A 22,435-nucleotide genomic window follows, 5' to 3' on the forward strand; every position below is an offset into this window, starting at 1 on the left:
CTCCCGCAACCGGGCAAGATCATCACGCTCAACGCCCACGGTCCTCGCAACTCCCACAGATCGCGGGTGTTGCGAGGACCGTTAGAACCCAAGGACCCGGGGGCCGTTCCGTGTTCCGCCGCGCGGTCAGGCCATGCGGCCGTGCGGCCGGTCAGCTCGCGGCGACCGCGCCGCCGCGGGACGCCTTGCCGAAGGCGGTCGGCCAGTGGGCCAGCGCCGCCGTCGCGCCGTACCAGGCCAGCAGCCCGGAGACGGCGGCCACCCAGCCGGCGGCCTTGGCCAGCCCGCCGCTGTCGGCGAGGGTGCCGATCGCGAGGAGCAGCAGGGAGAGGGTGAGCAGGGCGTAGGTGCCCTGGCCGAACGGTCCGCTCGCGGCGCCCGTGGTGAGGGTCAGCGCGAGGAGCGCGAAGAGGACCAGGAACAGGCCCGCGGCGTGGGCGGAAACCTTTCCGTCGGCCCCCGCGGCCCAGGTGAACCAGAAGGCGCCGAGGCCCGCGAACGCCGTGCCGTTGAAGCCGTTTCCGCCACGGAACTCCAGGAGCCCGAGGACGAAGAGGGCGAAGCCGCCGACGTAGGTCGCGAGCGAGACGGCGTCCGCCGCGGACACTCCGCTGATGATGCCGGTGTGGCCGATACCGAACGCGAGAAGGGTGAGACCCAGGGCGATGTTCCCGAGGGTCGAAGTCGAGGCCGTGCTTCCCGCAGAGACACCATTGTCCACGGCGGGCTCCCTTCGATCTGCAGTTGTGTGCTGCGTCCCAGCAGCATTTATCTACCCTTTACAGGGGTGCACAACCGCACAATCGATGCAGCAGCGGTTACGGAATGACAACGACCGGTCGCTGTGCGCGCTTGGCGAGTCGGCCCGCCACCGATCCGAAGATCCGGCCGACGATCCCGTGCGTGGAGCCGACCACGATGGCGTCGGCCGAATACTCCCGGCCGACCTCCTCCAGCTCGTGGCAGATGTCCCCGCCCCGCTCGACCAGGATCCACGGCACCTCGGCCAGGTAGTCCGCGCAGGCCAGTTCGAGCCCGAGGACCTCGGTGCGGTGGTCGGGCACGTCCACGAAGACCGGCGGCTCGCAGCCGGCCCACACGGTGGTGGGCAACCGGTTGGCCACGTGCACGATGATCAGGCCGGATCCGGACCGGCGGGCCATCCCGATCGCGTAGGCGAGCGCCCGCTCACTGGAGGTGGAGCCGTCGAACCCCACGACGACGCCGTGCCGGAAGGCCGGGTCGCAGTTCGGACGCGCTTGTTCCGTCGCGCGCAGATCGCTCGGCACATGATCGGCGAGCGGTTTGCGCTTGCGATCCGCGGGTTCGGGGGATTCGTGACCGGCCATGGATGTCTCGGCGAAGGGGTCCTCGGGGGAAGGGACAAGGCGACGGGGCGAGAATGGGCGAAAGCGACGACTCAGGGTGACGGAGCTCTGTCCGGGAAGCATCTTCCCAAGCCCTTACCCACCAGGGTACGGCGACACTCCTGTCCTGGACAGGGCTTGCCGCACTTGGAGAGTGTCCCAGGGAGCATGCCGGAGCGAGGCCGCCTTGGCAATGCCCGCTGTCCCCTACAGCCAGTGACGAGCGCCCCCGGCGCACCACCCGTGCGCGCAGTGACCGAGCCCCGCCGCCCGCCGTTGGACAGGCGTCCGACCGTCCAGGAGAGCCCGCAGGGAGCACGCCGTGCCCGGCCATCCGGTTCACCCCGTCCAGCCCGCTCAGCCGACGCAGCCCACCCCGTACGCCGACACGACCCCGCATGTCACCCCCGCCCCCGTTCACCCGTCCGTGCAGTCCGGCAGGCACGCCCATGACGACCCCACGGGTGACGTGGTGCGCTGGGCCGCCTTCAGCTGCCTGCTCGTCCCGGTGGTCCTCGTCGTGTACGGGACCACCTTCGGCGGGGCCGCCGTGGCGACCCTGGGGCTGGTCGCCGTCACGGCGGTGTGCCGGGTGATGCTGCGCTGGTCCGAGAAGGGGAGCCGGGGCGCCGTGGCGGTCCTGGCCGAGGACCGACTGCCGGTACCGGGCCGGCGCCGCCGGCACTCGCGCAGCGGGAGCGGGGCGCGAGGAAGGAGCGGGGCGCGGGGCGGCGGGCACCGGGGCGGCGGCCGCAGCGGGGCGCGGCGCGGCTGCAACGGCTCCGGCGGGGCCCCCCGGAGGGACTGACCGATTCACACACCCACAACCGCATGATTTCAGCCAACTTCACGGCACCATGCCGGCCTTGCCGGAATGCCTCTCGACTCGCCCCACCACAGGCGACGATGGTGCCAGGGGGGCCGGAAGACCCGATGGGTACTGGCCACAGCCGGAGCGCGAGGTTCCCGCTCCGGTAGCGGAGTGGAACGCTTACTGATCGAATGCTTTTCGCCAAGTTGCCAAGTCGACATAGCGCTGCGTGCTGAACTTGTCACGCCGACACCACGGGACGCAGTAGATTCGATCATGTTTTACGGCGGGGGATCCACGTGCAAGGCCGAGGGGAAACGTGCAGGTGCGACCAGACCAGGGAGTCGCGACACCCAAGGGGGGCTTAGCCATGAGCCAGGATTCCACCGCCGTCGTCACGGACGCCGGCCGGAAGCTTGCGGGGCGTCGCCGCAGGGAGATCGTCGCGGTGCTGCTGTTCAGCGGCGGGCCGATCTTCGAGAGCTCCATTCCACTCTCCGTGTTCGGCATTGACCGGCAGGACGCGGGAGTTCCACGCTACCGACTGCTCGTGTGCGCCGGGGAGGACGGTCCGCTGCGGACCACCGGCGGACTCGAACTGACCGCGCCGTACGGCCTGGAGGCGATCGCCCGCGCGGGCACCGTCGTCGTCCCGGCCTGGCGCTCCATCACCTCACCGCCGCCGCCGGAGGCGCTCGACGCACTGCGTCTGGCGCACGAGGAGGGGGCCCGGATCGTCGGACTGTGCACGGGGGCCTTCGTGCTCGCCGCCGCCGGTCTGCTGGACGGCCGGCCCGCGACGACGCACTGGATGTACGCGCCGACGCTGGCCAAGCGGTACCCGTCCGTCCACGTCGACCCGCGCGAGCTGTTCGTCGACGACGGCGACGTACTGACCTCCGCGGGCACCGCGGCCGGAATCGACCTGTGCCTCCACATCGTGCGCACCGACCACGGCAGCGAGGCGGCCGGGGCACTGGCCCGCCGGCTCGTCGTCCCGCCGCGGCGCACGGGCGGCCAGGAGCGCTACCTCGACCGGTCCCTGCCGGAGGAGATCGGCGCCGACCCGCTGGCCGAGGTCGTCGCCTGGGCGCTGGAGCACCTCCACGAGCAGTTCGACGTGGAGACGCTCGCCGCCCGCGCCTACATGAGCCGGCGCACCTTCGACCGGCGGTTCCGCTCGCTGACCGGCAGCGCGCCGCTGCAGTGGCTGATCACCCAGCGGGTGCTCCAGGCGCAGCGGCTGCTGGAGACCTCCGACTACTCGGTCGACGAGGTCGCCGGGCGCTGCGGATTCCGCTCGCCGGTGGCGCTGCGCGGGCACTTCCGCCGGCAGCTGGGGTCCTCCCCGGCGGCCTACCGCTCCGCCTACCGGGCCCGCCGCCCCCAGGGCGACACGGCGCAGGTGTCGGAGATCTCGGCGGGTCCCGTGCCGCACCAGCGCACCCCGCAGCCCCACCGGACGGCGGCGGCGCTGGCCGCCTCCGGTCCGACGGTGACGGAGCTGTACGCCCCGTCGCGGGTGCTGCGCGAGCACGCGTAGCCCCGGGCCGCGGGGCCTGCCCGACTCCGAAGGCTCCCGCACCGGTCTCGACCGGTGCGGGGGCCTTCGGCACTCCGGGCCCGGCCGGATCCGCGGGGCGAGCGCATAAGGTGGACGCATGAACGATCGCATGGTGTGGATCGACTGCGAGATGACGGGCCTCTCGCTGGCGGACGACGCACTTATCGAGGTGGCCGCGCTGGTCACCGACTCGGAGCTCAACGTGCTCGGCGAGGGCGTGGACATCGTGATCCGCCCGCCGGACGCGGCGCTGGAGACCATGCCCGACGTGGTGCGCGCGATGCACACCGCCTCCGGCCTGCTCGACGAGCTGGCCGGCGGAACCACCCTCGCGGATGCCGAGGCGCAGGTGCTGGAGTACGTACGCGAGTACGTGAAGGAGCCCCGGAAGGCGCCGCTGTGCGGCAACTCGGTCTCCACCGACCGCGGCTTCCTGCTGCGGGACATGCCCGCGCTGGAGGGCCACCTGCACTACCGGATCGTGGACGTCTCCTCGATCAAGGAGCTGGCGCGCCGCTGGTACCCGCGGGCCTACTTCAACAGCCCGCCGAAGAACGGCAACCACCGGGCGCTCGCGGACATCAAGGAGTCCATCGCCGAGCTGCGCTACTACCGGGAGGCGGTCTTCGTCCCGCAGCCCGGCCCGGACTCGGACACGGCGCGGTCCATCGCCGCGAAGTACGTCCTGCCCGCCGAGTAGCACCCGCCCGGACCCTCCGGAGGAGGGGTCGGCGGAATGAGGGAAGCGAGCACCCTTCCGGACCCTGTACCCTTTTCTTCGGCCGGTCGGTTTTCCGACCGGACATGGTGGGTGTAGCTCAGTTGGTAGAGCACCTGGTTGTGGTCCAGGTGGCCGCGGGTTCGAGTCCCGTCACTCACCCTTACCGGAGGCCCCGGTCCGTGCGAGCGGACCGGGGTCTTCTGCGTTCCGGAAGTCGTCGGCGTGGTCCTCGGCCCAGGTCCCGAAGGATCGGGCGGGTCGGCCCGTGAGCTGGGACACATGGTCGGTGAGGGCTGCGGGCACCCCGTCAGCCGCGGCCCAGTGCTCGATGAGCGCGTCGGCGTAGGTCGCGGGTATGAAGGCGGCGACCTCGGCCCTCCACTGCTCGGCGGTGACCGTCTCGTACGGCACGGGGCGACCGAGGGCGCGGCCGAGTAGGGACAGCTGGTCCGCGAACGTGAGGGACTGCGGGCCGGTCAGGGTGTAGGCCCGCCCGGCGCGGGCGGGGTCGGTCAGCACCGCGTACGCGGCCTCCGCGAGGTCGGCCTCGTGGACCGGGTCGGTGTGCGCGCCCGGGTACGGCAGGCGGACCGGCGCACCGGCCCGCAGCGGCCCGGCCCAGCCGAGGGCGTTGGTCGCGAAGGACCCGGGGCGCAGCAGGGTCGTGCGCAGCGGCGAGGCCAGCAGGGTCTCCTCCACGGCGCGGTGGGCCGCGGCCAGCGGGTTGTCGGCGGCGGCCGGAGCGAGCACCGCGGAGGAGGACAGGAGCACGACGTGCTCGACGCCCGCGGCAGCGGCCTCCTTGACGAAGGCGCCGATGCCGGAGGCCTCCGCGTAGAGGAAGACGGAACGGGCTCCGGCGAGCGCTTCGGGGAAGGTCGCCGGATCGGACAGGTCGCAGCGCACCGTACCGGGGGTGTCCGGCTCGCGGGACCCGAGGCGGTGCGCGATGCCGCGAGCGCTCAGGAGGGAGGCGAGTTTGCGGGCGACGGCGCCTCGGGCACCTGTGACGAGGATCGACATGGCGGGACCTGCTTCCTGTTCTGGGTCGGGCTGCGCACGATAGGATCACTCCGTGATGCAGATTGTGTACCGAGCATTCTCTGCGTCACGCAATTAAATTTCAGGCATGGAGAACCCGATGTCAACCGATTCCCCCCGTTCGGGTGAGCAGTGGAGCCGCGCCGAGCTGCTCGCGCACGTCGTGACGGAGAGCCAGCGCCACTACGCCGGCTACTCGCTCTTCACCCAGGCCCTCGCCGACCACGTCGGCCTGCACCCCACCGACATGCAGTGCATCGCGCTCCTCGACCTGGAGCCCGGCCCGGTCAGCACCGGCGACGTCGCCCGCCTCACCGGCCTGACCTCGGGCTCGGCCACCCGCCTCGTCGACCGCCTGGTCAAGGCCGGCATCGTGGAGCGGCTCGCCGACCCGGGCGACCGCCGCCGCTCACTGGTCGCCCTGGCCCCCGACGCCCTCCACCGGATCGGCGAGGCCTGGGAGACCCCCGGACGCGCCTTCGGCGCCGTCCTGGAGCGCTACTCCGACGCCGAACTCGCCGTCATCGCCGACTACCTGCACCGCGCCGCCGAGGTCGGCCGCGCCCAGGCCGAGCGGCTCCAGTCCGGCGGCTGAACGGAGGCCGCCGGAGCGGCCGTTCCCGCGCCACCGCCCCGCCCCACGGAGCGGGGCGGGGCGAGGCGGGGCGGGGCGGTCGGCGCGCGGGTCAGCGCGGCGCGCGGGTCAGTCCGGTGACGAAGCCATGGCCGCCAGGCCCTTCGCCAGCTCCTCGCGGTTCATCACCGGCCCGACCTCCAGCTCCGCGTTGAACCGCAGGAACATGTCCTCCAGCAGCGGCGGCAGCTGCGAGCTGTCCTGGAGGTCGAAGATGATCCAACAGGACCGCACGCCCTCGTGGAGGCCGAAGTACGCGGCCTCCGGCTTCACCTTCTCCATGAACTTCTGGATCACCGTGGGCAGGGCTCCGCTCCTGATCCCCTCGTTGCCGGCGGCCGTGTCGATATGGGCCCGGAGCATGACTCTCATGCCTGACTCCCTCCGTCAGGGCCACACTCGGCGGGGCCACCGGGCCCGGCAACATCTGCACACCCGACCGGGTGTCGGGCCCCCGGTCAGGCGTCGGCCCCGGGGACCAGGCCCGTGCCGCCCCTCCGGGCGCCCTGGACGTGGAAGTTGAAGTCGGTGTGCCCGAGGGCCCCCATCAGCCGGAGCCAGACCGGGAGCAGCATCTCCGCCCCGCGGGCCGTCTCGATCCCGCCGAGGTCCAGCACGCTCGCCTCCGGCCAGCCGAACGAGTGCAGCAAAGCCCGTACCTCGGCCTTGGCCTCGGGGTCCTCACCCGACAAGAACACCGTGTGATCCCCCTGCACCCGCGCCGGATCCACCATGATCCGGCAGTTCATGGTGTTCAGCGTCTTGACCACCCGCAGCCCCGGGAAGGTCCGCTGGATCCGCTCGCCCAGGCTGTCGTCGTTCACCGGGTCCAGGGTGGGCGGGAACCCCCGGGAGAAGTCCAGCGGGTTCGCGATGTCGATCAGGATCCTGCCGTCCAGGTGCGCGGCGCCGGCCTCCGTCAGGATCGCCACGCTGGCCTTCCCCGCCGTGGCGTTGACCAGGGTCCCGCCGTGCCGTGCGGCTTCCGCGAAGCCGGCCAGGCCGACGTCCGCCGCGCCGTGCTCGCCCGCCCGCCAGGCCGCGAACTCGTCGCGGCCGGCGGTGACCGCCGGGTCGCGGGTGCCGATGACGACCTCGTGCCCGAGGGAGTTCAGGCGGGCGGCGACCGTGCGGCCGACCGCCCCGGTGCCGAGGACTGCGTAGCGCATGGGCGTTCCGATCCTTCCGGTGCTTCCTGCTCTGCCGTGTCTTCCGTGCCCCCGCCGGCTACCCGCCCGCTATCCGCCCACTACCCGCCCACTACCCGCCCAGGGTCCGCAGGTCGTGGAAGAACTCGTAGCGCCGCGGGTCGTCCGGCAGGAACCAGTGGAACCCCTCCTGGAGGAACACGGCCGCCGCGCTCACGGCGGTCACCAGCCCGAGGAGCCACAGCGCGAGCAGCCCCGCCGTCCGGTGCGGCCCCGGCCCGGCCGTCGGAACGGCGCGGTCCGCGGTCGCGTGGGCGGAGGCCAGGACGACGCCGACCGCGACGGCCGAGGCCTGGAAGAGGACCCACGCCCAGACGTCCGGGTGCAGGCCGAACACCTCGCGGCCGTGGCCCCCGCCGCCCGGCAGGACGTGCGGCACCGCCTGCCGCCACGAGGCGAACGAGCCTGCGGCGACCGCGACCAGGGCCAGACCCCAGCCCGTCATGTAGTCGCGCCCCGTCACCGTCCCGTGCCTGAGCGCCGTACGGACGATGTACGCCGCCCCCGTCGCCGCCAGCAACATGAACATCCGCTGCACGACGCAGAGCGGGCAGGACGGCTGCCCCAGCACGAGCGGGACGAGGACGCCGGCGCCGGCGACACCCGTCCAGCCGAGGGCGAAGAAGCACGCGAACCAGTACTGCGCCCGCCCCAGCAGACCGCCCTCCAGCGGGGTCTCCGGGAGGATGCTCTCCATCATGGCCACGGCGGTCAGCGCACCGGGCCGAGGACGGGGCCGCCGGCCAGGTGGTGTGCCGTCAGCAGGACCACCGCGGTCAGCGTGACCCACCAGGCGCCGAGCACGGCCGTCCGCGACGCGTCCCGACACAGGGCGATCAGCGTGGCGAGGAGGCCGCCGAAGATGAGGGTGTCCATGCCGCGGACCGTACCGACGAACGGCACGTGCACCCCGTCAGGCGCGCCCCTGCCGCCCACCGGTTACGTCGGTTGCCCGTCAGCCGCCGCGCCGCTTGCGCCGCCCGCGGCGCTCCCGCCCGCCGCGCTCCCCGCCGCCCCTGGCCCGGTCGTCCAGGGCGATCCACAGCCGGACCTCGGTGCCGCCGAGCACCGAGCGGCCGATCCGCACGTCACCACCGGTCCCCTCGGCGACCCGCCGCACGATGTCCAGGCCGAGGCCCGTCGAACCGTCCCGGCCCCCGTCGTTGCCGCGGCGCAGGGCCGCGTCCGGGTCGGCTATCCCCGGCCCGCTGTCCGACACGAGCACGATGACGGCGTCCCCCGCGTCGTGCACGTCGACCGCGAAGGCCGTGCCCTCGGGCGTGTGCCGGAAGACGTTGCCGAGCAGGGCGTCCAGGGCGGCCGCGAGCTCCGGCCGGGCGACCGGGATCCGCACCGTCCGCTCCACGCCGGCGAGCCGCACCTCGCGGCCCTCGTCCTCGGCGAGCGCCGACCAGAACGCCATCCGGTCGCGGATGACCTCCGAGGCGTCGCAGCCGGCCCCGGCGCCGGCTCCGGCCGCGCCGGTGGCGCGTTGCTCGCGGGCGGTGCGGATGATCGTGTCGACCTCCCGTTCCAGCTGCTCGACCGCGGCCCGCGTCTGCTCGGCGGCCGGTCCGTCCCCGAGCGAGGCAGCGTTGAGCCGGAGCACCGTCAGCGGCGTCCGCAGCCGGTGCGACAGGTCGGCGGCCAGCTCCCGCTCGTTGGCGAGGAGTTCCACCACCTGGTCCGCCATGGAGTTGAACGCGACGGCAGCCGACCGGAGTTCCTTCGGCCCGGCCTCCGGTACGCGCGCCCCCAGCCGGCCCTCGCCCAACTGGTGCGCGGCGTCCGCGAGCCGCTCGGCCGGGCGTACCAGCCGGGCGCCGAGCCGGTCGGCGACCGCCACGGAGCCGACGACGAGCGCCAGGGCGACGCCTGCGAGGACCAGCCAGGCGGTGGCGACACCGTTGCTGACCTCACGCTCGGGCACGAGGATCTCCACCACCGCGATGTCCCCGGACCCCAGGGCGGTGGGCTGGAGCAGCGCCGATCCGCCGCGCGCCAGCGGCACCGTCATCGCCCGCCCGAGCCGCCGGGTCTCCTCCACGGCGTGCGGGCCGGCCCAGCCGGCGCCGATCTCCACCGCCGCGCCGCCGCCGACCGGGGGCACGTGGACGGCCATCCGCTGGGCGGCGCCCATCTCCGTGGACTCCACGGCCCGGCGCAGCTGCCCCGGGTCGGTGGTGATGGACAGGGTCGGGCCGATGGTGGCGGCCTGCCGCTCGGCGTTGGAGAACGCCCGGTCACTGGCCATCTCCTGGACGACCAGCCCGAGCGGTACGGCGAAGGCCACGACCACCATGGCGGTGACCGCCAGGCACACCTTGACCAGCGCCCACCTCATCGCGCGCGCACCGTGCCCGGTGTGCCCGGTGTGCCCTGCGTGCCCCGCGTGCCCGGTGTGCCCTGCGTGCTCCGTGCGCTCACCGGGGCGGCTCCAGCTTGACCCCGACCCCGCGCAGGGTGTGCAGGTAGCGGGGGTTGGCCGCGGTCTCGCCGAGCTTGCGGCGCAGCCAGGACAGGTGCACGTCTATGGTCTGGTCGTCGCCGTACGACTGCTGCCACACCTCGGCGAGCAGCTCGCGCCGGGACACCACCACTCCGGGCCGGCCCGCCAGGAAGGCCAGCAGGTCGAACTCCCGCCGGGTCAGGTCGAGGGCGGCCCCGTCCAGTTCGGCCTGCCGCCGCAGTGGATCGATGGCCAGGCCGCCCACCCGCAGGACCCGGGAGGGCGCCTCCGCGCCGGCGGCGGACCGGGCGCGACGCAGCACGGCGGCCATCCGGGCGGAGAGGTGCTCCACGGAGAACGGTTTCGTCAGGTAGTCGTCGGCGCCGTCGTTGAGCAGCCGGACGATCTCGGCCTCGTCGTCGCGCGCCGTGGCGATGATCACCGGTACGTCGGTGATGCCGCGCAGCATCTTGAGCGCCTCCGACCCGTCCAGGTCGGGCAGCCCAAGGTCGAGGATGACCACGTCGAAGCGGTGGTGGGCGACTTCGCGCAGGGCCTCCAGGGCCGTGCCGACGCTGCGCACGGTGTGCGCGGCGTCGGTGAGGTGCCGGATGAGGGCCGAACGTACGAACTGGTCGTCCTCGACCACGAGCACACTTGCCATGGGCCGCACCGTAGTCCATTCGGGCGACCCAGCGGGGTGTCGGGCGACGTTCGGGGCGTGTGGTGCAGTATGTGGGCTGATGCACCGAGGACTTGTACATGCTTTCGCCTGGACGCTCGCGACCGGGGCGGCGGTGACGCTGTCGTGGTGGGGCGTGCACACGGTGATGTCCGGAACGGCCTACGACCCGCCGCTGGCGGTGCCGTTGGCCTCGAAGCCGCTGCCCTCGTCGACGCACGGCGCGGGGGCCGGCGGCTCGTCGTCCCCGAACCCGTCCGCGTCCGCCTCCCCGTCGCCGTCCCCGTCGGCCTCGACCTCGGCGTCGCCGGCCGCGGAGGCCTCCTCCGCGAAGCCCTCGCCGAAGGCGTCGCAGGGGGCGCGGCCGTCCGGCGAGCAGGGTGCCGGCGGCGCGGGCGGCACGGTGAAGGCGTACACGGTCAACGGCGGCCGGGTGGTGTTCGACCTCGGCGCGACCTCGGCCGACCTGGTCTCGGCGACGCCGGACGCCGGCTGGCAGATGCAGGTGTGGAAGCAGCCGTTCTGGATCCGCGTGACCTTCACCAAGGGGGACAAGGAGATGTCGGTCTTCTGCACCTGGAACGGCCATCCGCCCCTGGTGGAGACCTACGAGGGCTGACCCCGCCGCCCCGAGCGGCCCGGTGGGCTCAGTGGAAGGCCCCCGGCGGCGGCTGGGGGGAGGGCGTGGCCGAGGTGTCGCACACCGGGGCGGCGCCGCCGGCGAAGTCGGTCAGGGCGCGGCCGTGTTCGACCCGGCCCGGGTGCGGGTCGCTCGCGACGCGGCGGGTGAACTCGGCGACCGGCAGTTCCCGGTCGGCGGCGGCCAGGACCGCGTTGCCGAACCGTTTCCCCCGCCACACCACCGGGTCCGCGGCCATCGCCAGGTGCGTGAAGCGGGCGGCGGCCGTGGCGATCTGGCCGCGCAGGTGCGCGAGCGGCGGCCCGTCCGCGAGGTTCGCCACGTACCAGCCGCCGGGCGCCAGGGCCCGGCGTACGTCGTCCAGGAACTCGGTGCTGGTCAGGTGGGCCGGCGTGCGGGCGCCGCTGAACACGTCCGCGATCACCAGGTCCGCCCAGCCGTCCGGGACCTTCGCCAGCCCGGCCCGCGCGTCCAGCGTCCGGACCCGGATCCGGGCCTGCGGGTCCAGCGGCAGGTGCTCGCGCACGAAGGCCACCAGGGCGGCGTCGATCTCCACGACCTGCTGCGTGGAGCGGGGGCGGGCGGCGGCCGCGTAGCGGGCGAGGGTGAAGGCGCCGCCGCCCAGGTGCACCACGTTCAGGGGCTGCCGGGCGGGGGCCGCGAGGTCGATGAGGTGGCCGATCCGGCGCTGGTACGCGAACGCCAGGTGCTCCGGGTCGGCGAGGTCGACGTGGGACTGCGGCGCCCCGTCGAGCAGCAGGGTCCAGGCCCCGGACCGCTCCCGGTCGGGCGCCAGCTCCGCCAGCCCGCCGCCCACCTGCCCGACGACCGCCTCGGAGGTTCCGCGCCCGCGCTGTCTGCTGCCTCTGCCCTTGCCTGCCACCACCCCATTGTCCCCGGCCGCACGCCGGACCCCGGCCGCCCCGACGCCGCCCGTCGACCGGCCCCCCGGTCAGCGGCAGTTGTCGGCGGCCTCGATCAGCCGGGCCGCCTCGCCGAGCGCCGCCCGCAGCACCTCGGGGTCGGTGACCTCGCCGACGGCGTCCGGCGGGAGCAGCCAGCCGCTGTCCCCGGCGGCGGGCAGGACGTCGCCGAGCCGCATCCCGCGCCCGTCGGTCTGCGTACAGGCGCTGCCGGGGAGGTCCCAGGCGTCGGCGGTGCCGGCCGGGACGAGGAAGCCGAGGGTGGCGCCGGCCCCGTCGTGCAGCACGGGTCCGACCCCGCCGGCCCGGCTCGCGGCCCGGCGGATGATGTCCACGGCCTCCAGTCCCTGCCGGGCCGGCACGGTCACCAGGTCCGGTGCGCCGCACCCGAGGGGCTGGGTGTTCGTTCCTGCGCTCTCCATGCCGGCCTCCACCACGGGAACCACGCTCATCGATCGCCTACGGGCGGGGCGGGAATCGTCTCCGGCCCCGCAAGGGGTCAACGCGCGGAAGCGTCAACAGGTTCGGCGGCAAGACGCTGCAAAGGATGGCACTTCATGGCAGATCACGGGTGAGATATCCGGTTTGTAGGCAAACGCCGCATCAACGAGCCGCCCCTGGCGGTACGTTCATGCGCGCCGGTACCGGCTCCACACCGCAGCACCCGCAGCACCGGCAGTGCGTTCCTTGCAGAGAGGCCCGTCCATGGCGGCGTTCCCGCACTCACCCAACCACACGTTCCGGCGACTGCGCGGACAGCTCTCCCCGGCCGAGTTCGCGGCCGCGGTCCGCCGCTCCGCACGGGAAATCGGAGAAACGGTTTCCTGCGACGCCCGCTACATCGGCCGCGTCGAATCCGGGGAGATCCGCTGCCCCAACTACGCCTACGAGCGGGTCTTCCTGCACATGTTCCCCGGCCGGACCCTCACCGACCTGGGGTTCTCCCCGCGCGAGGCGGTCCGCGGCCGCTGGGCGCAGCGCACCCACGACACCCACAAGGAGAGCGACGTGCAGCGTCGCGCGTTCATGGCGGGCGGTTCCGCCACCGTGGCGGCCGCGACGTTCGGCCTCGCCCTGCTCGGCGACACCCGCCGGACACCCTCCCGCGCCGGCGAGGCCGAGGCCGCCGCGGTCGAGGACGCCGTACGCCAGATCCGGCTGCTGGACGACCGGCACGGCGCGGACGCGCTCTACCGCCGGGCGGCCGCGCCGCTGCGCGCCGCCTACGCACTGCTGGACGCGGGGGCGGCCCGGCAGTCCACCGAGGACCGGCTGCACGCGGGCGCCGGCGAGCTGGCCATCTCGGTCGGCTGGCTGGCCCACGACTCCGGACGCTTCGACGACGCCCGCTCGCACTACGCGGAGGCCCTGGCGACGGCCCGGGTCTCGGGGGACGCCGGGCTGGAGGCGCACGCCTTCAGCAACATGGCCTTCCTGGCCCGGGACTGCGGCCGGCCCCGCGAGTCGGTACGGGCCGCGCAGGCGGGCCGCCGCGCCGCCCGCTCCCTCGGCTCCCAGCGGCTGCTGGCGCTGCTCGCGCTGCGCGAGGCGGGCGGCTGGGCGGGCCTGGCCGACCGCAGGGCCTGCGAGGAGGCACTGGTCCGGGCGCACACGGAGTTCTCCCACGGACCCGCGGACGCGGACCCGGAGTGGATGTCCTTCTTCGGCGAGGCCGAGCTGGAGTCGCTGGAGTCGCGCTGCTGGGCCGCGCTCGGGGAGCACGCGAGGGCGGCCCGGCACGCCCGGCGCGCCGCGGACCTCCAGGACCCGCACTTCGCGCGGAACGTGGCCCTCTACACCGCCGAGCTGGCCGACAACCTGGCCCGCGCCGGGGCCCCGGACGAGGCCGCCTGGGCGGGCGGCCGGGTTCTGGACCTGCTGGAGGACGTCCAGTCGACGCGGATCCGGTCGATGCTCTCGGCGACGGCCCGCTCCCTGCTCCCGGACCAACGCAGCCCCCGGGTGGGGGCCTTCCTGGCCCGGCACGCCGGGGCCTGAGCCGTCGGAGCGGCCCCGCGCGAGGCCCCCGGCGCCGACCCCGCGAGGCTACGCCTCCAGGTGCCCCGTGTCGTTCCAGCGCTCCAGCGCGGGGGCCCCGTACGCCCAGCCGAGCACCGACAGCGAGGTCGGCTCCAGGCGGATGCGGGCCCCGAAGGAGGCGTCGAAGCCGAGCCAGCGGGCGGCGAGGGTGCGCAGGACGTGGCCGTGGGCGAAGACGAGCACGTCACGTTCGGCCGAGCGGGCCCAGGCGACGACCTCGTCCGCACGGGCCGCGACGTCGGCGACGGACTCGCCGCCCGGGACGCCGTCGCGCCAGATCAGCCAGCCGGGGCGAACGGCCTGGATCTCGGCGGGGGTCATGCCCTCGTAGTCGCCGTAGTCCCACTCCATCAGCATGTCCCAGGGCTCCGCCCGGGCGCCGAAGCCGGCCAGGTCGCAGCTCTCGCTCGCGCGGACCAGCGGGCTGGTGCGGACCTCCACCCCGGGCAGGCCGCCCCACGGGTCCTGGGCGAGCCGCTCGCCGAGCAGTTTCGCGCCCCTACGGCCCTCCTCCAGCAGGGGGACGTCCGTGCGACCGGTGTGCTTGCCGAGCCTGGACCACGCCGTCTGGCCGTGCCGGGCGAGGAGGATGCGGGGGGCCATGCGGTTTCTCCCGGTACTGGTGGTCCGTGACGGTTCGGACGATTGGATCGTCCGACCATCATCCATCACGTGAACACGAGGCAACCCGCGCACCCGAACAGCCGTCCTAGATCGTATGAACAACCGGCAGAAGCCCACCCGCTGGTGGGCCGAACTGCTGCTCCTGGGGCTCCTCTACGGCGCGTACTCCGGCGGCAGACTCCTCGCCCGGGGCGACGTGCAGCTGGCCGTCGACCACGGGCTCGCCATCCTCCGGGCCGAAGACCTGCTGGGGATCTCCTTCGAGCGGCCGCTGAACCGGCTGTTCTCGCACCACGGGCCGCTCGGCATACCCGCCGACTTCGTGTACGCCTCCCTGCACTACCTGGTCACTCCGGCCGTGTTGGTCTGGCTCTACCGCCGCCGCCCGGCGCACTACCGGGCCGCCCGCACCTGGCTGATCGCCTCCACCCTCCTCGGGCTCGTCGGGTTCTCGCTGCTGCCCACCTGCCCGCCCCGGCTGCTCGACGCCGCGCACGGGTTCACCGACACCATGGCCCAGTACAGCGCGTACGGCTGGTGGGGCGCCGAGGCCAGTGCCCCGCGCGGGCTCGGCGGACTCACCAACCAGTACGCGGCCATGCCGAGCCTGCACGTCGGCTGGGCCCTGTGGTGCGGGGTGCTGATGTGGCGGCACGGGCGGCACCCGCTCCTGCGGGCCTTCGGCATCGCCTACCCCGCCGTCACCACGCTCGTCGTCATGGGCACCGCCAACCACTACTTCCTCGACGCGGTCGCCGGGGCCGCCGTGATGGGCCTCGGCTACGCCGCCGCCCGCGCCCTGCCGGCACGTACGCGGGCCGGTACGAGCGCCCCCGAGAGGGCTCCGGCAGCGACCGGGCCGGCAGCCGGACCAGCCGGTTTCCGCGGTACGACCCCGATTGTCAGTGGCGGATGGGACACTTCCGCCCGTGAGCTCCTACCCGCACAGCGGCCCGCCCCAGAAGACGACACTGCGGCAGCGGCTCGCTGACCTGCGCGGCCCCGCCGTGCCACCCCGCCCGCTCGACGCCCGCGCGCTGGCGGCGCTCGCCGCCAACCCGGGCTGCGGCAGACGCGCACTGCTCGACGGGGCCGGCGTGGACAAGACGGCGCTCGCCGCGGCACTCGGCTCGCCCGCCGCCTTCGGCCAGTCGCAGTTCGCGATCATCCGGGGCAACTCCTTCGAGGCCAAGGTCAAGGCCGACGGCGGGGCGGAGCTGCTGCGGCTGGTCCACCGGCAGCTGGGCGGCGGGGCCGAGCCGCCCGGCAGCGGCGCCCGCGTCCCCGACCTCAGCGCCGCCGGCCCCGAGGGCCGCGCCGCGCGCACCGCGCTCGCCCTGCGGGAGGCCACCGCCGCCGGCGAGTGGACCCTGCTGGACCATCCGATGCTGGCCCTGGAAGTCGCCGGCACGCCCGCCTACCTGGAGCCGGACGTGGTCGTGGTGCATCCCGACGGCCGCTGGACCGTGGTGGAGATCAAGTCGTTCCCGCTGGTCGACGGCGCCGCCGACCCGGCGAAGGTGGGCGCCGCCGCCCGGCAGGCCGCCGTGTACGTCCTCGCCCTGGAGAAGACCGCCGAGAAGCTGCCGTCCGCCACCGTCGGACACAGCGTGCTGCTCGTCTGCCCGAAGGACTTCTCCAACCTGCCCGCCGCCGCGCCCGTCGACGTCCGTCGCGAGCGCTCCGTGACCCTGCGCCAGCTGGACCGGCTGACCCGTGTCGAGGAGCTGGCCGCGGCCCTGCCCGAGGGGGTCACCTTCGACCCCGCCCGGCCCGCCGAGGAGCTGACCGAGGCGGTCGCCGCCGTCTCCGCCGCCTACGCCCCCGAGTGCCTGGCCGCCTGCGAGCTGGCCTTCCACTGCCGGGAGCGGGCCCGGGCCGCCGGGGAGGCCACCGCACTCGGCCGCGGCGTCCGCGGGGAGCTCGGAGGGTTCACCACCGTCGAGGAGGCCCTGGGGGCCGCCGCCGGCGGGGGCTCCCCCGACGATCCGACCGCCGCCGCGCTGGAGCACGCGGCCCGGCTGCGCGCCGAGGCACTCCGGGAGGCCGCATGCCGCTGATGGACACCCTCGCCCGGCTGCAGGCCGTGCGCTCGGGCCGGGCCCAGGCGCTCGCGACCGTACGGCACCGGCACCTGCACGAGCGCCCGCTGGTCTTCGTCCCGCTGACGACCGCGGGCGAGACGGGCGCCCCGCTCGGCGCGCTCGTCGGCATCGACCCGGACGAGCCGCGCCTGCTGGTGGTGCCCCAGCCGCGCGACCGCGACCTGCGCTGGGCGTTCCTCGCCCGGCTGGCGGACGAGGTGCTGCCCTACCTGGAGTCGTACGCGGACGAGGTCGAGCTCGTGGAGCGCACCGAGACCGACCCGGAGACCGGCGCCCGCAGCAAGGTGTCGGCCGAGCTGTGCCTGGACGCACCGCAGCTGGTGGTGCCGAGCCGGGCCGGCATCGACCACGTCCGACTGCTGGGCCGATCGATGCGCTTTCGGCGGACCGCCGAGGAGGACCCGGAGAACCCGTATCCGGCGCCCGCCCGGGTGCCCCTGCTGGGCCGCTGGTTCACCCACCTGGGCGAGCGCGCCCGCGTCCCCGGCTCCTCGATGCTGCTGTCGGCGACGGAGCTGCTGTCCCGGCACTGGGCGACCGGCCAGAGCAACCTGGAGGACCAGCACCTGGGCGCGCTGCTGGCCTGGATAGCCCCGCCGGACGGCGCGTCCGGCGCCGCCGCGGCCCTGCGCGCCGAGCAGGGCCGCGACCGGGACGGGCAGCTGCTCGTGCCGCCCGCCGGACCGGCCACCGACCCGGCCTTCGACAACAAGCTGCTGGCCCCGGCGATGGCCCGCTACGACGCCGCCCGCGCCGCCGGCCGGCCGGCCGGGGTGGCCCGCGCCGAGGAGGCCGTCCGCGAGCTCGTCGCGGAGCAGATGCGGCCGACCTGGCGGGCGGTGTGGCAGGCCCTGGAGCTGGTGCGCGGCCTGCCGGAGGCCGAGCGGGCCGAGGAGCGCTGGGTCCGCGACCGCTGGTCGTACACGGGCCACCGCGACCGGGTCCGGGCGGGCGAGCCGCCGCAGCCGCGCCGCGACGACGCGGTCACGGCGGCCCAGAAGCTGGCCACCCGGGAGACCGAGCAGGTGCGGCTCGACGCCCAGGAGGCGCTGGACGACCCGCTGGTGATGGCGGGGCGGCGGCTCGCGGGCGAGGCGTTCGCGGGCGAGGTCACCGATGTCGTCATGGAGTGGACGGAGTCGAAGCGGCCCAGCCCGCGACCGCTGGTGACGGTGGCCACCGAGGACCGGCCGCAGCTCGCCGACGGCCCCGGGAGCGGTGGCCCGAAGGTGTTCCGGTCCCTGGAGGGCCGACCGCAGAGCGCGCAGTTCGTCCGCTACGAGCCCGACGGCAGCGTCGTCCTGCGGCTGCTGGACAAGATGGGCCGCGGCCGGGAGCCGGAGCCCGGCTCGGTGCCGGAGAAGGGCGAGCGGGTGTGCTGGACGCTGTTCGAGCACGACGCGCGCGGCGGCCCGAAGCTGCCCGAACCGGAGCGGACCCCCTGGACGCACGGCGGGCCGCCCGGATCCGCGACCGCCGAAGCCTGGCTGCCCGACGCCGTGACCGACGAGGACCTCCTGTGACTGCGACCGAGCGCGCTCCCGCGGCCGCCTTCGACCCGGGCGCGGCGGCCGCCGAGGCCACCGCGGCGATCCTGCACGACACGCTGCACGGCCCCGAGCGGGGCGTCGTCGTCGACTCCCCGCCGGGGGCCGGCAAGTCCACGCTCGTGGTGCGCGCCGCCCGCGAGCTGGCCGCGGCCGGCCGCCGGCTGATGGTGGTGGCGCAGACGAACGCGCAGGTCGACGACCTGGTGCTGCGGCTCGCCGACAAGGACCCGGAGCTGAAGGTCGGCCGGCTGCACAGCAGCGACGCCGACGCCTACGACCCGGCGCTGCGCGAGCTGCCGTCGGTGACCCTGTCGGCGAAGCTCGCCGACCTCGCCGAGCTGCCGGTCACCCTCTCCACGGCCGCGAAGTGGGCGTACGTCAAGGACGCCGAGCCCTGGCAGCACGCCATCGTCGACGAGGCGTACCAGATGCGCTCGGACGCGCTGCTGGCCGTGGGCGGGCTGTTCGAGCGGGCCCTGTTCGTGGGCGACCCGGGGCAGCTCGACCCGTTCAGCGTGGTCGGCGCCGAGCAGTGGGCGGGCCTGTCCTACGACCCTTCGGCGTCGGCGGTGACCACCCTGCTGGCGCACAACCCGCAGCTGCCGCAGCACCGGCTGCCCGTGTCCTGGCGGCTCCCGGCGACGGCCGCGCCGCTGGTCTCCCGCGCCTTCTACCCGTACACGCAGTTCCGCAGCGGGACCGGCCCCGGCGAGCGCCGGCTCGCGTACGGGGTCCCCTCGGACGGTTCGGGACCGGACCGGGTGCTGGACGAGGCCGCCGAGTCCGGCTGGGGCCTCCTGGAGCTGCCCGCCCGGCACACCCCGCGCACCGACCCGGAGGCGGTCCGGGCCGTCGCCCTGGTGGTCCGGCGGGCCCTGGACCGCGGGGCGGTGACCTCGGACGAGCAGACGCCGGGGCCGGTCCCGCTGACGGCCGACCGGATCGCCGTGGGCACCGCGCACCGGGACCAGGCGGCCGCCGTCCGCGCGGCGCTGGCCTCGCTCGGGGTGTCCGGGGTGACCGTGGACACCGCGAACCGGCTGCAGGGGCGGGAGTACGACCTGACGGTGGTGCTGCACCCGCTGTCGGGCCGGCCGGACGCGACCGCGTTCCACCTGGAGACGGGCCGGCTGTGCGTGCTGGCCTCGCGGCACCGGCACGCCTGCGTGGTGGTGGCCCGGGCGGGGATAGCGGAGCTGCTGGACGACCATCCGTCGGCGGAGCCGGTGCAGCTGGGGGTGACGGTGAAGTTCCCCGACGGCTGGGAGGCCAACCACGCCGTGCTGGCGCACCTGGCGGAGCACCGGGTGTCCTGGAAGCCCTGATCCCCCGGGGCGGCCGGGCCGCGGGGCGCGGCTCATGCTCCGGCGGGCGCCGTCATCGGGCTGCGGCGGCAGCCGGTCGCGGCCCGAGGACGGCGCCCTTGCGCGGCGTTGGACAATGGAGGGTGGCCCGGAAGGACCGGTCCCGTACGTCCAGCAGGCCAGCAGGAGGACACGCATGGCAGAGCCCGAGCGGACCGAGCGGAAGCTGCGACCCGCACCCCTGCTCTTCGAGCCCTCGGAGGCCACCGCGGACCCGGAGCACTTCTTCGACCTGGAGTCGATCGAGGACCCGCGGGAGCTGCTGGCCCGGGCCACCGAACTGACGCTCGCCTTCCGGGCGGCGACGGAGCGGGCCATGGAGTTCCAGGCGGTGGCGGCGGCCCAGCTGGCGGATCCGCGACGGTTCGACCGGCTGGACCCGGCGGTGATCGCCGCCGAGGCGGAGTGGACCGAGGACTACGCCCGCAAGATGATCGAGTTCGGGGAGACCCTCCAGCGCAGCGGCGGCCCGGGCGCCGTCTAGCGGCCGGAGCGGGCGGAACAGGCCAGGCGGAGCGGGCGGAACAGGCCAGGCGGACCGGCCCGCGGCATATGCGGGCGCAACATAGCGCATGCGCGGCCGCCACGTCCGGCTTTTCGGTGACTGCTGGAAATCGAATCGCTACGCGCGGTAAACCGGTCGACATGACGACGCTGACGACGGCCTCCGTTTCCACCTGTCCCGCCCAGGACGCCCGCACCGCCACCCACGTCACCGCACTGGGCGCCGCCTGGCTCGCGTCGGCCTCGGCCCATCCGCACCGCACCCTCGCCGCCTGGCAGGCCCGCCCCGCCGCCCCGGCCGTGCTGCCCTGCGGGACCGCCTTCGACGTCGTCAACGTCCCCCTCGTCCTCGGCCGGCGCATGCTGGACCTGCTGTGGTCCGAGGGGCCGGGCTGCGGGCCGGTCGCCGTGCACCGCGGCCGGATGCTGCTCTTCGCCACCACCGGCACCGCCCACCGGCTCCCTTCACTGCTGACCTGGGAGGAGTGGGGCGGGCCGCTGCCGGCACCGCTGTGCCACGGCCACGGCGACGCCGTCAGCGTCCCGCCGCTGGCCGCCGTCCCGGGCCCGTCGCGCTGGCTCGTGGCCCCCGACACCCGCTCCCCGTGGCTGCCCGGACCGGAGACCCTGCTGTGGGCGTACGTGCGGGCGGCCCGAGCTGCGGATATCGATTTTTCCTTCCGGCCGTCCTCCTGCTAATGTCTTCCTCGTCAGCAAGCGCCGCTAGCTCAGTTGGTTAGAGCAGCTGACTCTTAATCAGCGGGTCCGGGGTTCGAGTCCCTGGCGGCGCACCGACGGAAGAAGGCCTCCCACGCGAGTGGGGGGCCTTCTTCGTCGTACCGTCGTACCGACGCCCGTCCCGTCCCGTCCGGTCACGTGATGATCTTGACGGTGTAGGCGCCCGTCGCGGTCCGGTCCGCCACCTCGATCCTGATCCGCTCCCCCGGCACCGTGAAGGACTCCCCCACCTCCAGCGGCGCGTCCGCCAGCGGCGGGTACACCGAGCGGTCCCAGCACGCCTCCGCGTCCGGGTGCCCGTCCAGCACCTCGATCGGGCCGCCGCCCGAGGGGGCCTCGTTGCGCACCCGGTAGACCAGGACGCCCTCCGTGCAGGTGTCCCCGTCGTTCCCGGAGGAGCCGCGCGCCTCGACGGCGATGGCGCTGCCGGGCCCCGTACGGACCACCGCGAGGCGGGTCCCGCCCGTGGCGCCCGGCTCCGGGGAGCGGCCGACCGGCTGCAGAGTGTGCAGGGAGGAGCCCGACTGCACGCAGTCCACCTGGGACGGGTCCAGCCAGCCCAGCTTCCACTTGTGCCAGGCGAAGAGGTCGGGGGACATCCCGAACTGGCTGCCCATGACGTCCCAGTCGCCGACGTACGTGTCCCAGTCGCCCTTGCCGTCCGTGGGCCGGTGGTACAGGTCGGGCAGGTCGAAGACGTGCCCGGTCTCGTGCGCCAGCACGTTGCGGTCCGGTGGGTGCCGCTCGAAGACGGTGACGATGCGGCGCAGGTCCGTGCCGTCGGCCCGGATCGGCCGCTCGAAGTTGACCACCTTGGTGGCGTCCGAGTCCACGCCCGGCGCGTCCGGGTCCGCGACGAAGTACACGATGTCGTACTGCGAGAAGTCGATCTCCCGGTCGGCGGCGATCACCGCGTCGCGCAGGTAGGCGGCCCGGTCCCGGGCGGCCCAGTCGCGCTGTATCCCGTACGCGGTGGACGGCTTGGGCATGGTGATCCACTGCGCCTGCGGGTGCGGGACCAGGCGGAACCGGCCGTACGAGGCCCGCTCGAAGAAGTCGCTGGTGGCCGGGAAGTAGTCGGCGGCCAGCTCCTGCGTGGTCAGGGTGGGGCGGTGGTCGGGGAAGGACAGGAAGACCAGGACCGCGTCGAGGCTGCGCCGGGGCTGCGGGTAGGCGCCGTTCCACGTGTCCAGGCCCAGGGAGTGGTGGGCCGAGGTGCGGGTCAGCGCACACGGCCCGGCTCCGGGAACGGCGGACGCGGGGCCCGCGACGAGCGACATGGCCGCGAGCGCCGTCAGGGAGGTGAGGGCAGCGGCCGTGCTGCGCATGCGGGAGCGATCCACTCCCCCGGGTGTCTCCTGTCGCGGCACATCGACCTCCCGTGGTGGATTCTTACCAACTCCTCCCACCCTGAGGTGATTGTCGTACTAGCGCCCTGTTCCAGTGCCCCACACGAGTGAGCGCTGCGGC

General features: G+C 74.4%; 24 protein-coding genes, 2 tRNA genes and 1 pseudogene. 14 read left to right on the forward strand and 13 right to left on the reverse strand.

All coding sequences use genetic code 11. The features are described 5' to 3' along the window. Positions 1 to 151: 151 nt before the first annotated feature. On the reverse strand, positions 152 to 721 hold the full coding sequence (locus ACFVGY_RS21975) for a GPR1/FUN34/YaaH family transporter (protein ID WP_385679876.1): 570 nt from the start codon (positions 719 to 721) through the stop codon (positions 152 to 154). 97 nt (positions 722 to 818) lie between these two features. Beyond that, a complete protein-coding gene (locus ACFVGY_RS21980) occupies positions 819 to 1,349 on the reverse strand; it encodes a universal stress protein (RefSeq protein ID WP_385679878.1) in 531 nt (176 codons plus the stop codon). A gap of 340 nt (positions 1,350 to 1,689) precedes the next feature. Between ACFVGY_RS21980 and ACFVGY_RS21985 the strand changes: the two genes are divergently transcribed. From ACFVGY_RS21985 to ACFVGY_RS22000, 4 genes are all read left to right on the forward strand, one after another. Then, entirely contained in the window at positions 1,690 to 2,175 is a 486-nt protein-coding gene (locus ACFVGY_RS21985; protein ID WP_385679880.1) for a hypothetical protein, read from the forward strand. A 373-nt stretch (positions 2,176 to 2,548) separates the two neighbouring features. After that, entirely contained in the window at positions 2,549 to 3,721 is a 1,173-nt protein-coding gene (locus ACFVGY_RS21990; RefSeq protein WP_385679882.1) for a helix-turn-helix domain-containing protein, read from the forward strand. 118 nt (positions 3,722 to 3,839) lie between these two features. Further along, entirely contained in the window at positions 3,840 to 4,442 is a 603-nt protein-coding gene (gene orn, locus ACFVGY_RS21995) for an oligoribonuclease (protein ID WP_385679884.1), read from the forward strand. Positions 4,443 to 4,549: 107 nt separating this feature from the next. Then, positions 4,550 to 4,622, forward strand: a tRNA-His gene (locus ACFVGY_RS22000). Here the strand turns inward: ACFVGY_RS22000 and ACFVGY_RS22005 are convergent. Continuing rightward, positions 4,614 to 5,486 carry an NAD(P)H-binding protein gene (locus ACFVGY_RS22005; RefSeq protein WP_385679886.1) on the reverse strand — a complete coding sequence of 291 codons (873 nt, stop codon included), beginning with the start codon at positions 5,484 to 5,486 and terminating at the stop codon, positions 4,614 to 4,616. The two genes, ACFVGY_RS22000 and ACFVGY_RS22005, sit on opposite strands and share 9 nt — an antisense overlap. 118 nt (positions 5,487 to 5,604) lie before the next feature. Between ACFVGY_RS22005 and ACFVGY_RS22010 the strand changes: the two genes are divergently transcribed. Then, positions 5,605 to 6,099: a MarR family winged helix-turn-helix transcriptional regulator gene (locus ACFVGY_RS22010; RefSeq protein ID WP_385679888.1), complete on the forward strand. Its 495-nt coding sequence runs from the start codon at positions 5,605 to 5,607 to the stop codon at positions 6,097 to 6,099. Between the two features lie 108 nt (positions 6,100 to 6,207). On the opposite strand, the gene ACFVGY_RS22015 is transcribed toward ACFVGY_RS22010, so the two are convergent. The 6 genes from ACFVGY_RS22015 to ACFVGY_RS22040 all read right to left on the reverse strand — a co-directional run bounded on the left by ACFVGY_RS22015 (position 6,208) and on the right by ACFVGY_RS22040 (position 10,459). Beyond that, positions 6,208 to 6,510 (reverse strand): hypothetical protein, encoded by a 303-nt coding sequence (locus tag ACFVGY_RS22015; protein ID WP_385679890.1) that lies wholly within the window; start codon positions 6,508 to 6,510, stop codon positions 6,208 to 6,210. Between the two features lie 86 nt (positions 6,511 to 6,596). Continuing rightward, positions 6,597 to 7,307, reverse strand: coding sequence for an NADPH-dependent F420 reductase (locus ACFVGY_RS22020; RefSeq protein ID WP_385679892.1), 711 nt, complete (start codon positions 7,305 to 7,307; stop codon positions 6,597 to 6,599). 91 nt (positions 7,308 to 7,398) lie between these two features. After that, complete coding sequence (locus ACFVGY_RS22025) at positions 7,399 to 8,046, reverse strand: disulfide bond formation protein B (RefSeq protein ID WP_385680040.1); 648 nt, start codon at positions 8,044 to 8,046, stop codon at positions 7,399 to 7,401. A gap of 11 nt (positions 8,047 to 8,057) precedes the next feature. Then, entirely contained in the window at positions 8,058 to 8,222 is a 165-nt protein-coding gene (locus ACFVGY_RS22030) for a DUF5993 family protein (protein WP_385679894.1), read from the reverse strand. A 79-nt stretch (positions 8,223 to 8,301) separates the two neighbouring features. Beyond that, complete coding sequence (locus ACFVGY_RS22035) at positions 8,302 to 9,690, reverse strand: sensor histidine kinase (RefSeq protein WP_385679896.1); 1,389 nt, start codon at positions 9,688 to 9,690, stop codon at positions 8,302 to 8,304. Positions 9,691 to 9,769: 79 nt separating this feature from the next. Continuing rightward, entirely contained in the window at positions 9,770 to 10,459 is a 690-nt protein-coding gene (locus ACFVGY_RS22040) for a response regulator transcription factor (protein WP_179176199.1), read from the reverse strand. A 79-nt stretch (positions 10,460 to 10,538) separates the two neighbouring features. Between ACFVGY_RS22040 and ACFVGY_RS22045 the strand changes: the two genes are divergently transcribed. Beyond that, entirely contained in the window at positions 10,539 to 11,096 is a 558-nt protein-coding gene (locus ACFVGY_RS22045; RefSeq protein WP_385679898.1) for a hypothetical protein, read from the forward strand. 28 nt (positions 11,097 to 11,124) lie between these two features. Here ACFVGY_RS22045 and ACFVGY_RS22050 read toward each other — a convergent pair whose 3' ends face one another. Then, entirely contained in the window at positions 11,125 to 12,000 is an 876-nt protein-coding gene (locus tag ACFVGY_RS22050) for a spermidine synthase (protein WP_385679900.1), read from the reverse strand. A 69-nt stretch (positions 12,001 to 12,069) separates the two neighbouring features. Then, positions 12,070 to 12,462 (reverse strand): hypothetical protein, encoded by a 393-nt coding sequence (locus ACFVGY_RS22055; protein WP_385680042.1) that lies wholly within the window; start codon positions 12,460 to 12,462, stop codon positions 12,070 to 12,072. A 283-nt stretch (positions 12,463 to 12,745) separates the two neighbouring features. On the opposite strand from ACFVGY_RS22055, the gene ACFVGY_RS22060 reads away from it, so the two are divergent. Continuing rightward, the gene (locus ACFVGY_RS22060; RefSeq protein WP_385679902.1) at positions 12,746 to 14,038 is read left to right on the forward strand and encodes a tetratricopeptide repeat protein; all 1,293 of its coding nucleotides are present in this window, start codon (positions 12,746 to 12,748) and stop codon (positions 14,036 to 14,038) included. A 48-nt stretch (positions 14,039 to 14,086) separates the two neighbouring features. Here ACFVGY_RS22060 and ACFVGY_RS22065 read toward each other — a convergent pair whose 3' ends face one another. Beyond that, complete coding sequence (locus ACFVGY_RS22065) at positions 14,087 to 14,683, reverse strand: histidine phosphatase family protein (RefSeq protein ID WP_385679904.1); 597 nt, start codon at positions 14,681 to 14,683, stop codon at positions 14,087 to 14,089. Positions 14,684 to 14,798: 115 nt separating this feature from the next. Here ACFVGY_RS22065 and ACFVGY_RS22070 point away from each other — a divergent pair, with 115 nt between their 5' ends. From ACFVGY_RS22070 to ACFVGY_RS22100, 7 genes and pseudogenes are all read left to right on the forward strand, one after another. Continuing rightward, a complete protein-coding gene (locus ACFVGY_RS22070; protein ID WP_385679906.1) occupies positions 14,799 to 15,695 on the forward strand; it encodes a phosphatase PAP2 family protein in 897 nt (298 codons plus the stop codon). Next, the gene (locus tag ACFVGY_RS22075; RefSeq protein ID WP_385679908.1) at positions 15,634 to 16,764 is read left to right on the forward strand and encodes a hypothetical protein; all 1,131 of its coding nucleotides are present in this window, start codon (positions 15,634 to 15,636) and stop codon (positions 16,762 to 16,764) included. The genes ACFVGY_RS22070 and ACFVGY_RS22075 overlap by 62 nt, the downstream gene beginning before the upstream one ends. Next, complete coding sequence (locus ACFVGY_RS22080) at positions 16,755 to 18,332, forward strand: hypothetical protein (protein ID WP_385679910.1); 1,578 nt, start codon at positions 16,755 to 16,757, stop codon at positions 18,330 to 18,332. Before ACFVGY_RS22075 ends, ACFVGY_RS22080 begins: the two co-directional genes overlap by 10 nt. Then, entirely contained in the window at positions 18,329 to 19,684 is a 1,356-nt protein-coding gene (locus tag ACFVGY_RS22085; RefSeq protein ID WP_385679912.1) for an AAA domain-containing protein, read from the forward strand. The genes ACFVGY_RS22080 and ACFVGY_RS22085 overlap by 4 nt, the downstream gene beginning before the upstream one ends. 175 nt (positions 19,685 to 19,859) lie before the next feature. Beyond that, positions 19,860 to 20,207 carry a hypothetical protein gene (locus ACFVGY_RS22090; RefSeq protein ID WP_385679914.1) on the forward strand — a complete coding sequence of 116 codons (348 nt, stop codon included), beginning with the start codon at positions 19,860 to 19,862 and terminating at the stop codon, positions 20,205 to 20,207. Positions 20,208 to 20,368: 161 nt separating this feature from the next. Continuing rightward, positions 20,369 to 20,954 (forward strand): annotated as a pseudogene (locus ACFVGY_RS22095) (hypothetical protein). Next, a tRNA-Lys gene (locus ACFVGY_RS22100) sits at positions 20,945 to 21,018 on the forward strand. The pseudogene ACFVGY_RS22095 and the gene ACFVGY_RS22100 overlap by 10 nt, the downstream one beginning before the upstream one ends. 81 nt (positions 21,019 to 21,099) lie before the next feature. On the opposite strand, the gene ACFVGY_RS22105 is transcribed toward ACFVGY_RS22100, so the two are convergent. Continuing rightward, entirely contained in the window at positions 21,100 to 22,293 is a 1,194-nt protein-coding gene (locus tag ACFVGY_RS22105; protein WP_385679916.1) for a M6 family metalloprotease domain-containing protein, read from the reverse strand. Positions 22,294 to 22,435: the final 142 nt, after the last annotated feature.

The organism is Streptomyces sp. NPDC127106 (genome assembly GCF_042677605.1).
Taxonomy (GTDB): domain Bacteria; phylum Actinomycetota; class Actinomycetes; order Streptomycetales; family Streptomycetaceae; genus Streptomyces.

Excerpts from the sequence above, each read along its gene's own strand:
- ACFVGY_RS21980 (WP_385679878.1), bottom strand. The coding sequence starts at position 1,349 with ATGGCCGGTCACGAATCCCCCGAACCCGCGGATCGCAAGCGCAAACCG.
- ACFVGY_RS21990 (WP_385679882.1), top strand. The coding sequence starts at position 2,549 with ATGAGCCAGGATTCCACCGCCGTCGTCACGGACGCCGGCCGGAAGCTT.
- orn (WP_385679884.1), top strand. The coding sequence starts at position 3,840 with ATGAACGATCGCATGGTGTGGATCGACTGCGAGATGACGGGCCTCTCG.
- ACFVGY_RS22005 (WP_385679886.1), bottom strand. The coding sequence starts at position 5,486 with ATGTCGATCCTCGTCACAGGTGCCCGAGGCGCCGTCGCCCGCAAACTC.
- ACFVGY_RS22010 (WP_385679888.1), top strand. The coding sequence starts at position 5,605 with ATGTCAACCGATTCCCCCCGTTCGGGTGAGCAGTGGAGCCGCGCCGAG.
- ACFVGY_RS22015 (WP_385679890.1), bottom strand. The coding sequence starts at position 6,510 with ATGAGAGTCATGCTCCGGGCCCATATCGACACGGCCGCCGGCAACGAG.
- ACFVGY_RS22020 (WP_385679892.1), bottom strand. The coding sequence starts at position 7,307 with ATGCGCTACGCAGTCCTCGGCACCGGGGCGGTCGGCCGCACGGTCGCC.
- ACFVGY_RS22025 (WP_385680040.1), bottom strand. The coding sequence starts at position 8,046 with ATGATGGAGAGCATCCTCCCGGAGACCCCGCTGGAGGGCGGTCTGCTG.
- ACFVGY_RS22030 (WP_385679894.1), bottom strand. The coding sequence starts at position 8,222 with ATGGACACCCTCATCTTCGGCGGCCTCCTCGCCACGCTGATCGCCCTG.
- ACFVGY_RS22035 (WP_385679896.1), bottom strand. The coding sequence starts at position 9,690 with ATGAGGTGGGCGCTGGTCAAGGTGTGCCTGGCGGTCACCGCCATGGTG.
- ACFVGY_RS22040 (WP_179176199.1), bottom strand. The coding sequence starts at position 10,459 with ATGGCAAGTGTGCTCGTGGTCGAGGACGACCAGTTCGTACGTTCGGCC.
- ACFVGY_RS22045 (WP_385679898.1), top strand. The coding sequence starts at position 10,539 with ATGCACCGAGGACTTGTACATGCTTTCGCCTGGACGCTCGCGACCGGG.
- ACFVGY_RS22055 (WP_385680042.1), bottom strand. The coding sequence starts at position 12,462 with ATGGAGAGCGCAGGAACGAACACCCAGCCCCTCGGGTGCGGCGCACCG.
- ACFVGY_RS22060 (WP_385679902.1), top strand. The coding sequence starts at position 12,746 with ATGGCGGCGTTCCCGCACTCACCCAACCACACGTTCCGGCGACTGCGC.
- ACFVGY_RS22065 (WP_385679904.1), bottom strand. The coding sequence starts at position 14,683 with ATGGCCCCCCGCATCCTCCTCGCCCGGCACGGCCAGACGGCGTGGTCC.
- ACFVGY_RS22070 (WP_385679906.1), top strand. The coding sequence starts at position 14,799 with ATGAACAACCGGCAGAAGCCCACCCGCTGGTGGGCCGAACTGCTGCTC.
- ACFVGY_RS22080 (WP_385679910.1), top strand. The coding sequence starts at position 16,755 with ATGCCGCTGATGGACACCCTCGCCCGGCTGCAGGCCGTGCGCTCGGGC.
- ACFVGY_RS22090 (WP_385679914.1), top strand. The coding sequence starts at position 19,860 with ATGGCAGAGCCCGAGCGGACCGAGCGGAAGCTGCGACCCGCACCCCTG.
- ACFVGY_RS22105 (WP_385679916.1), bottom strand. The coding sequence starts at position 22,293 with ATGCGCAGCACGGCCGCTGCCCTCACCTCCCTGACGGCGCTCGCGGCC.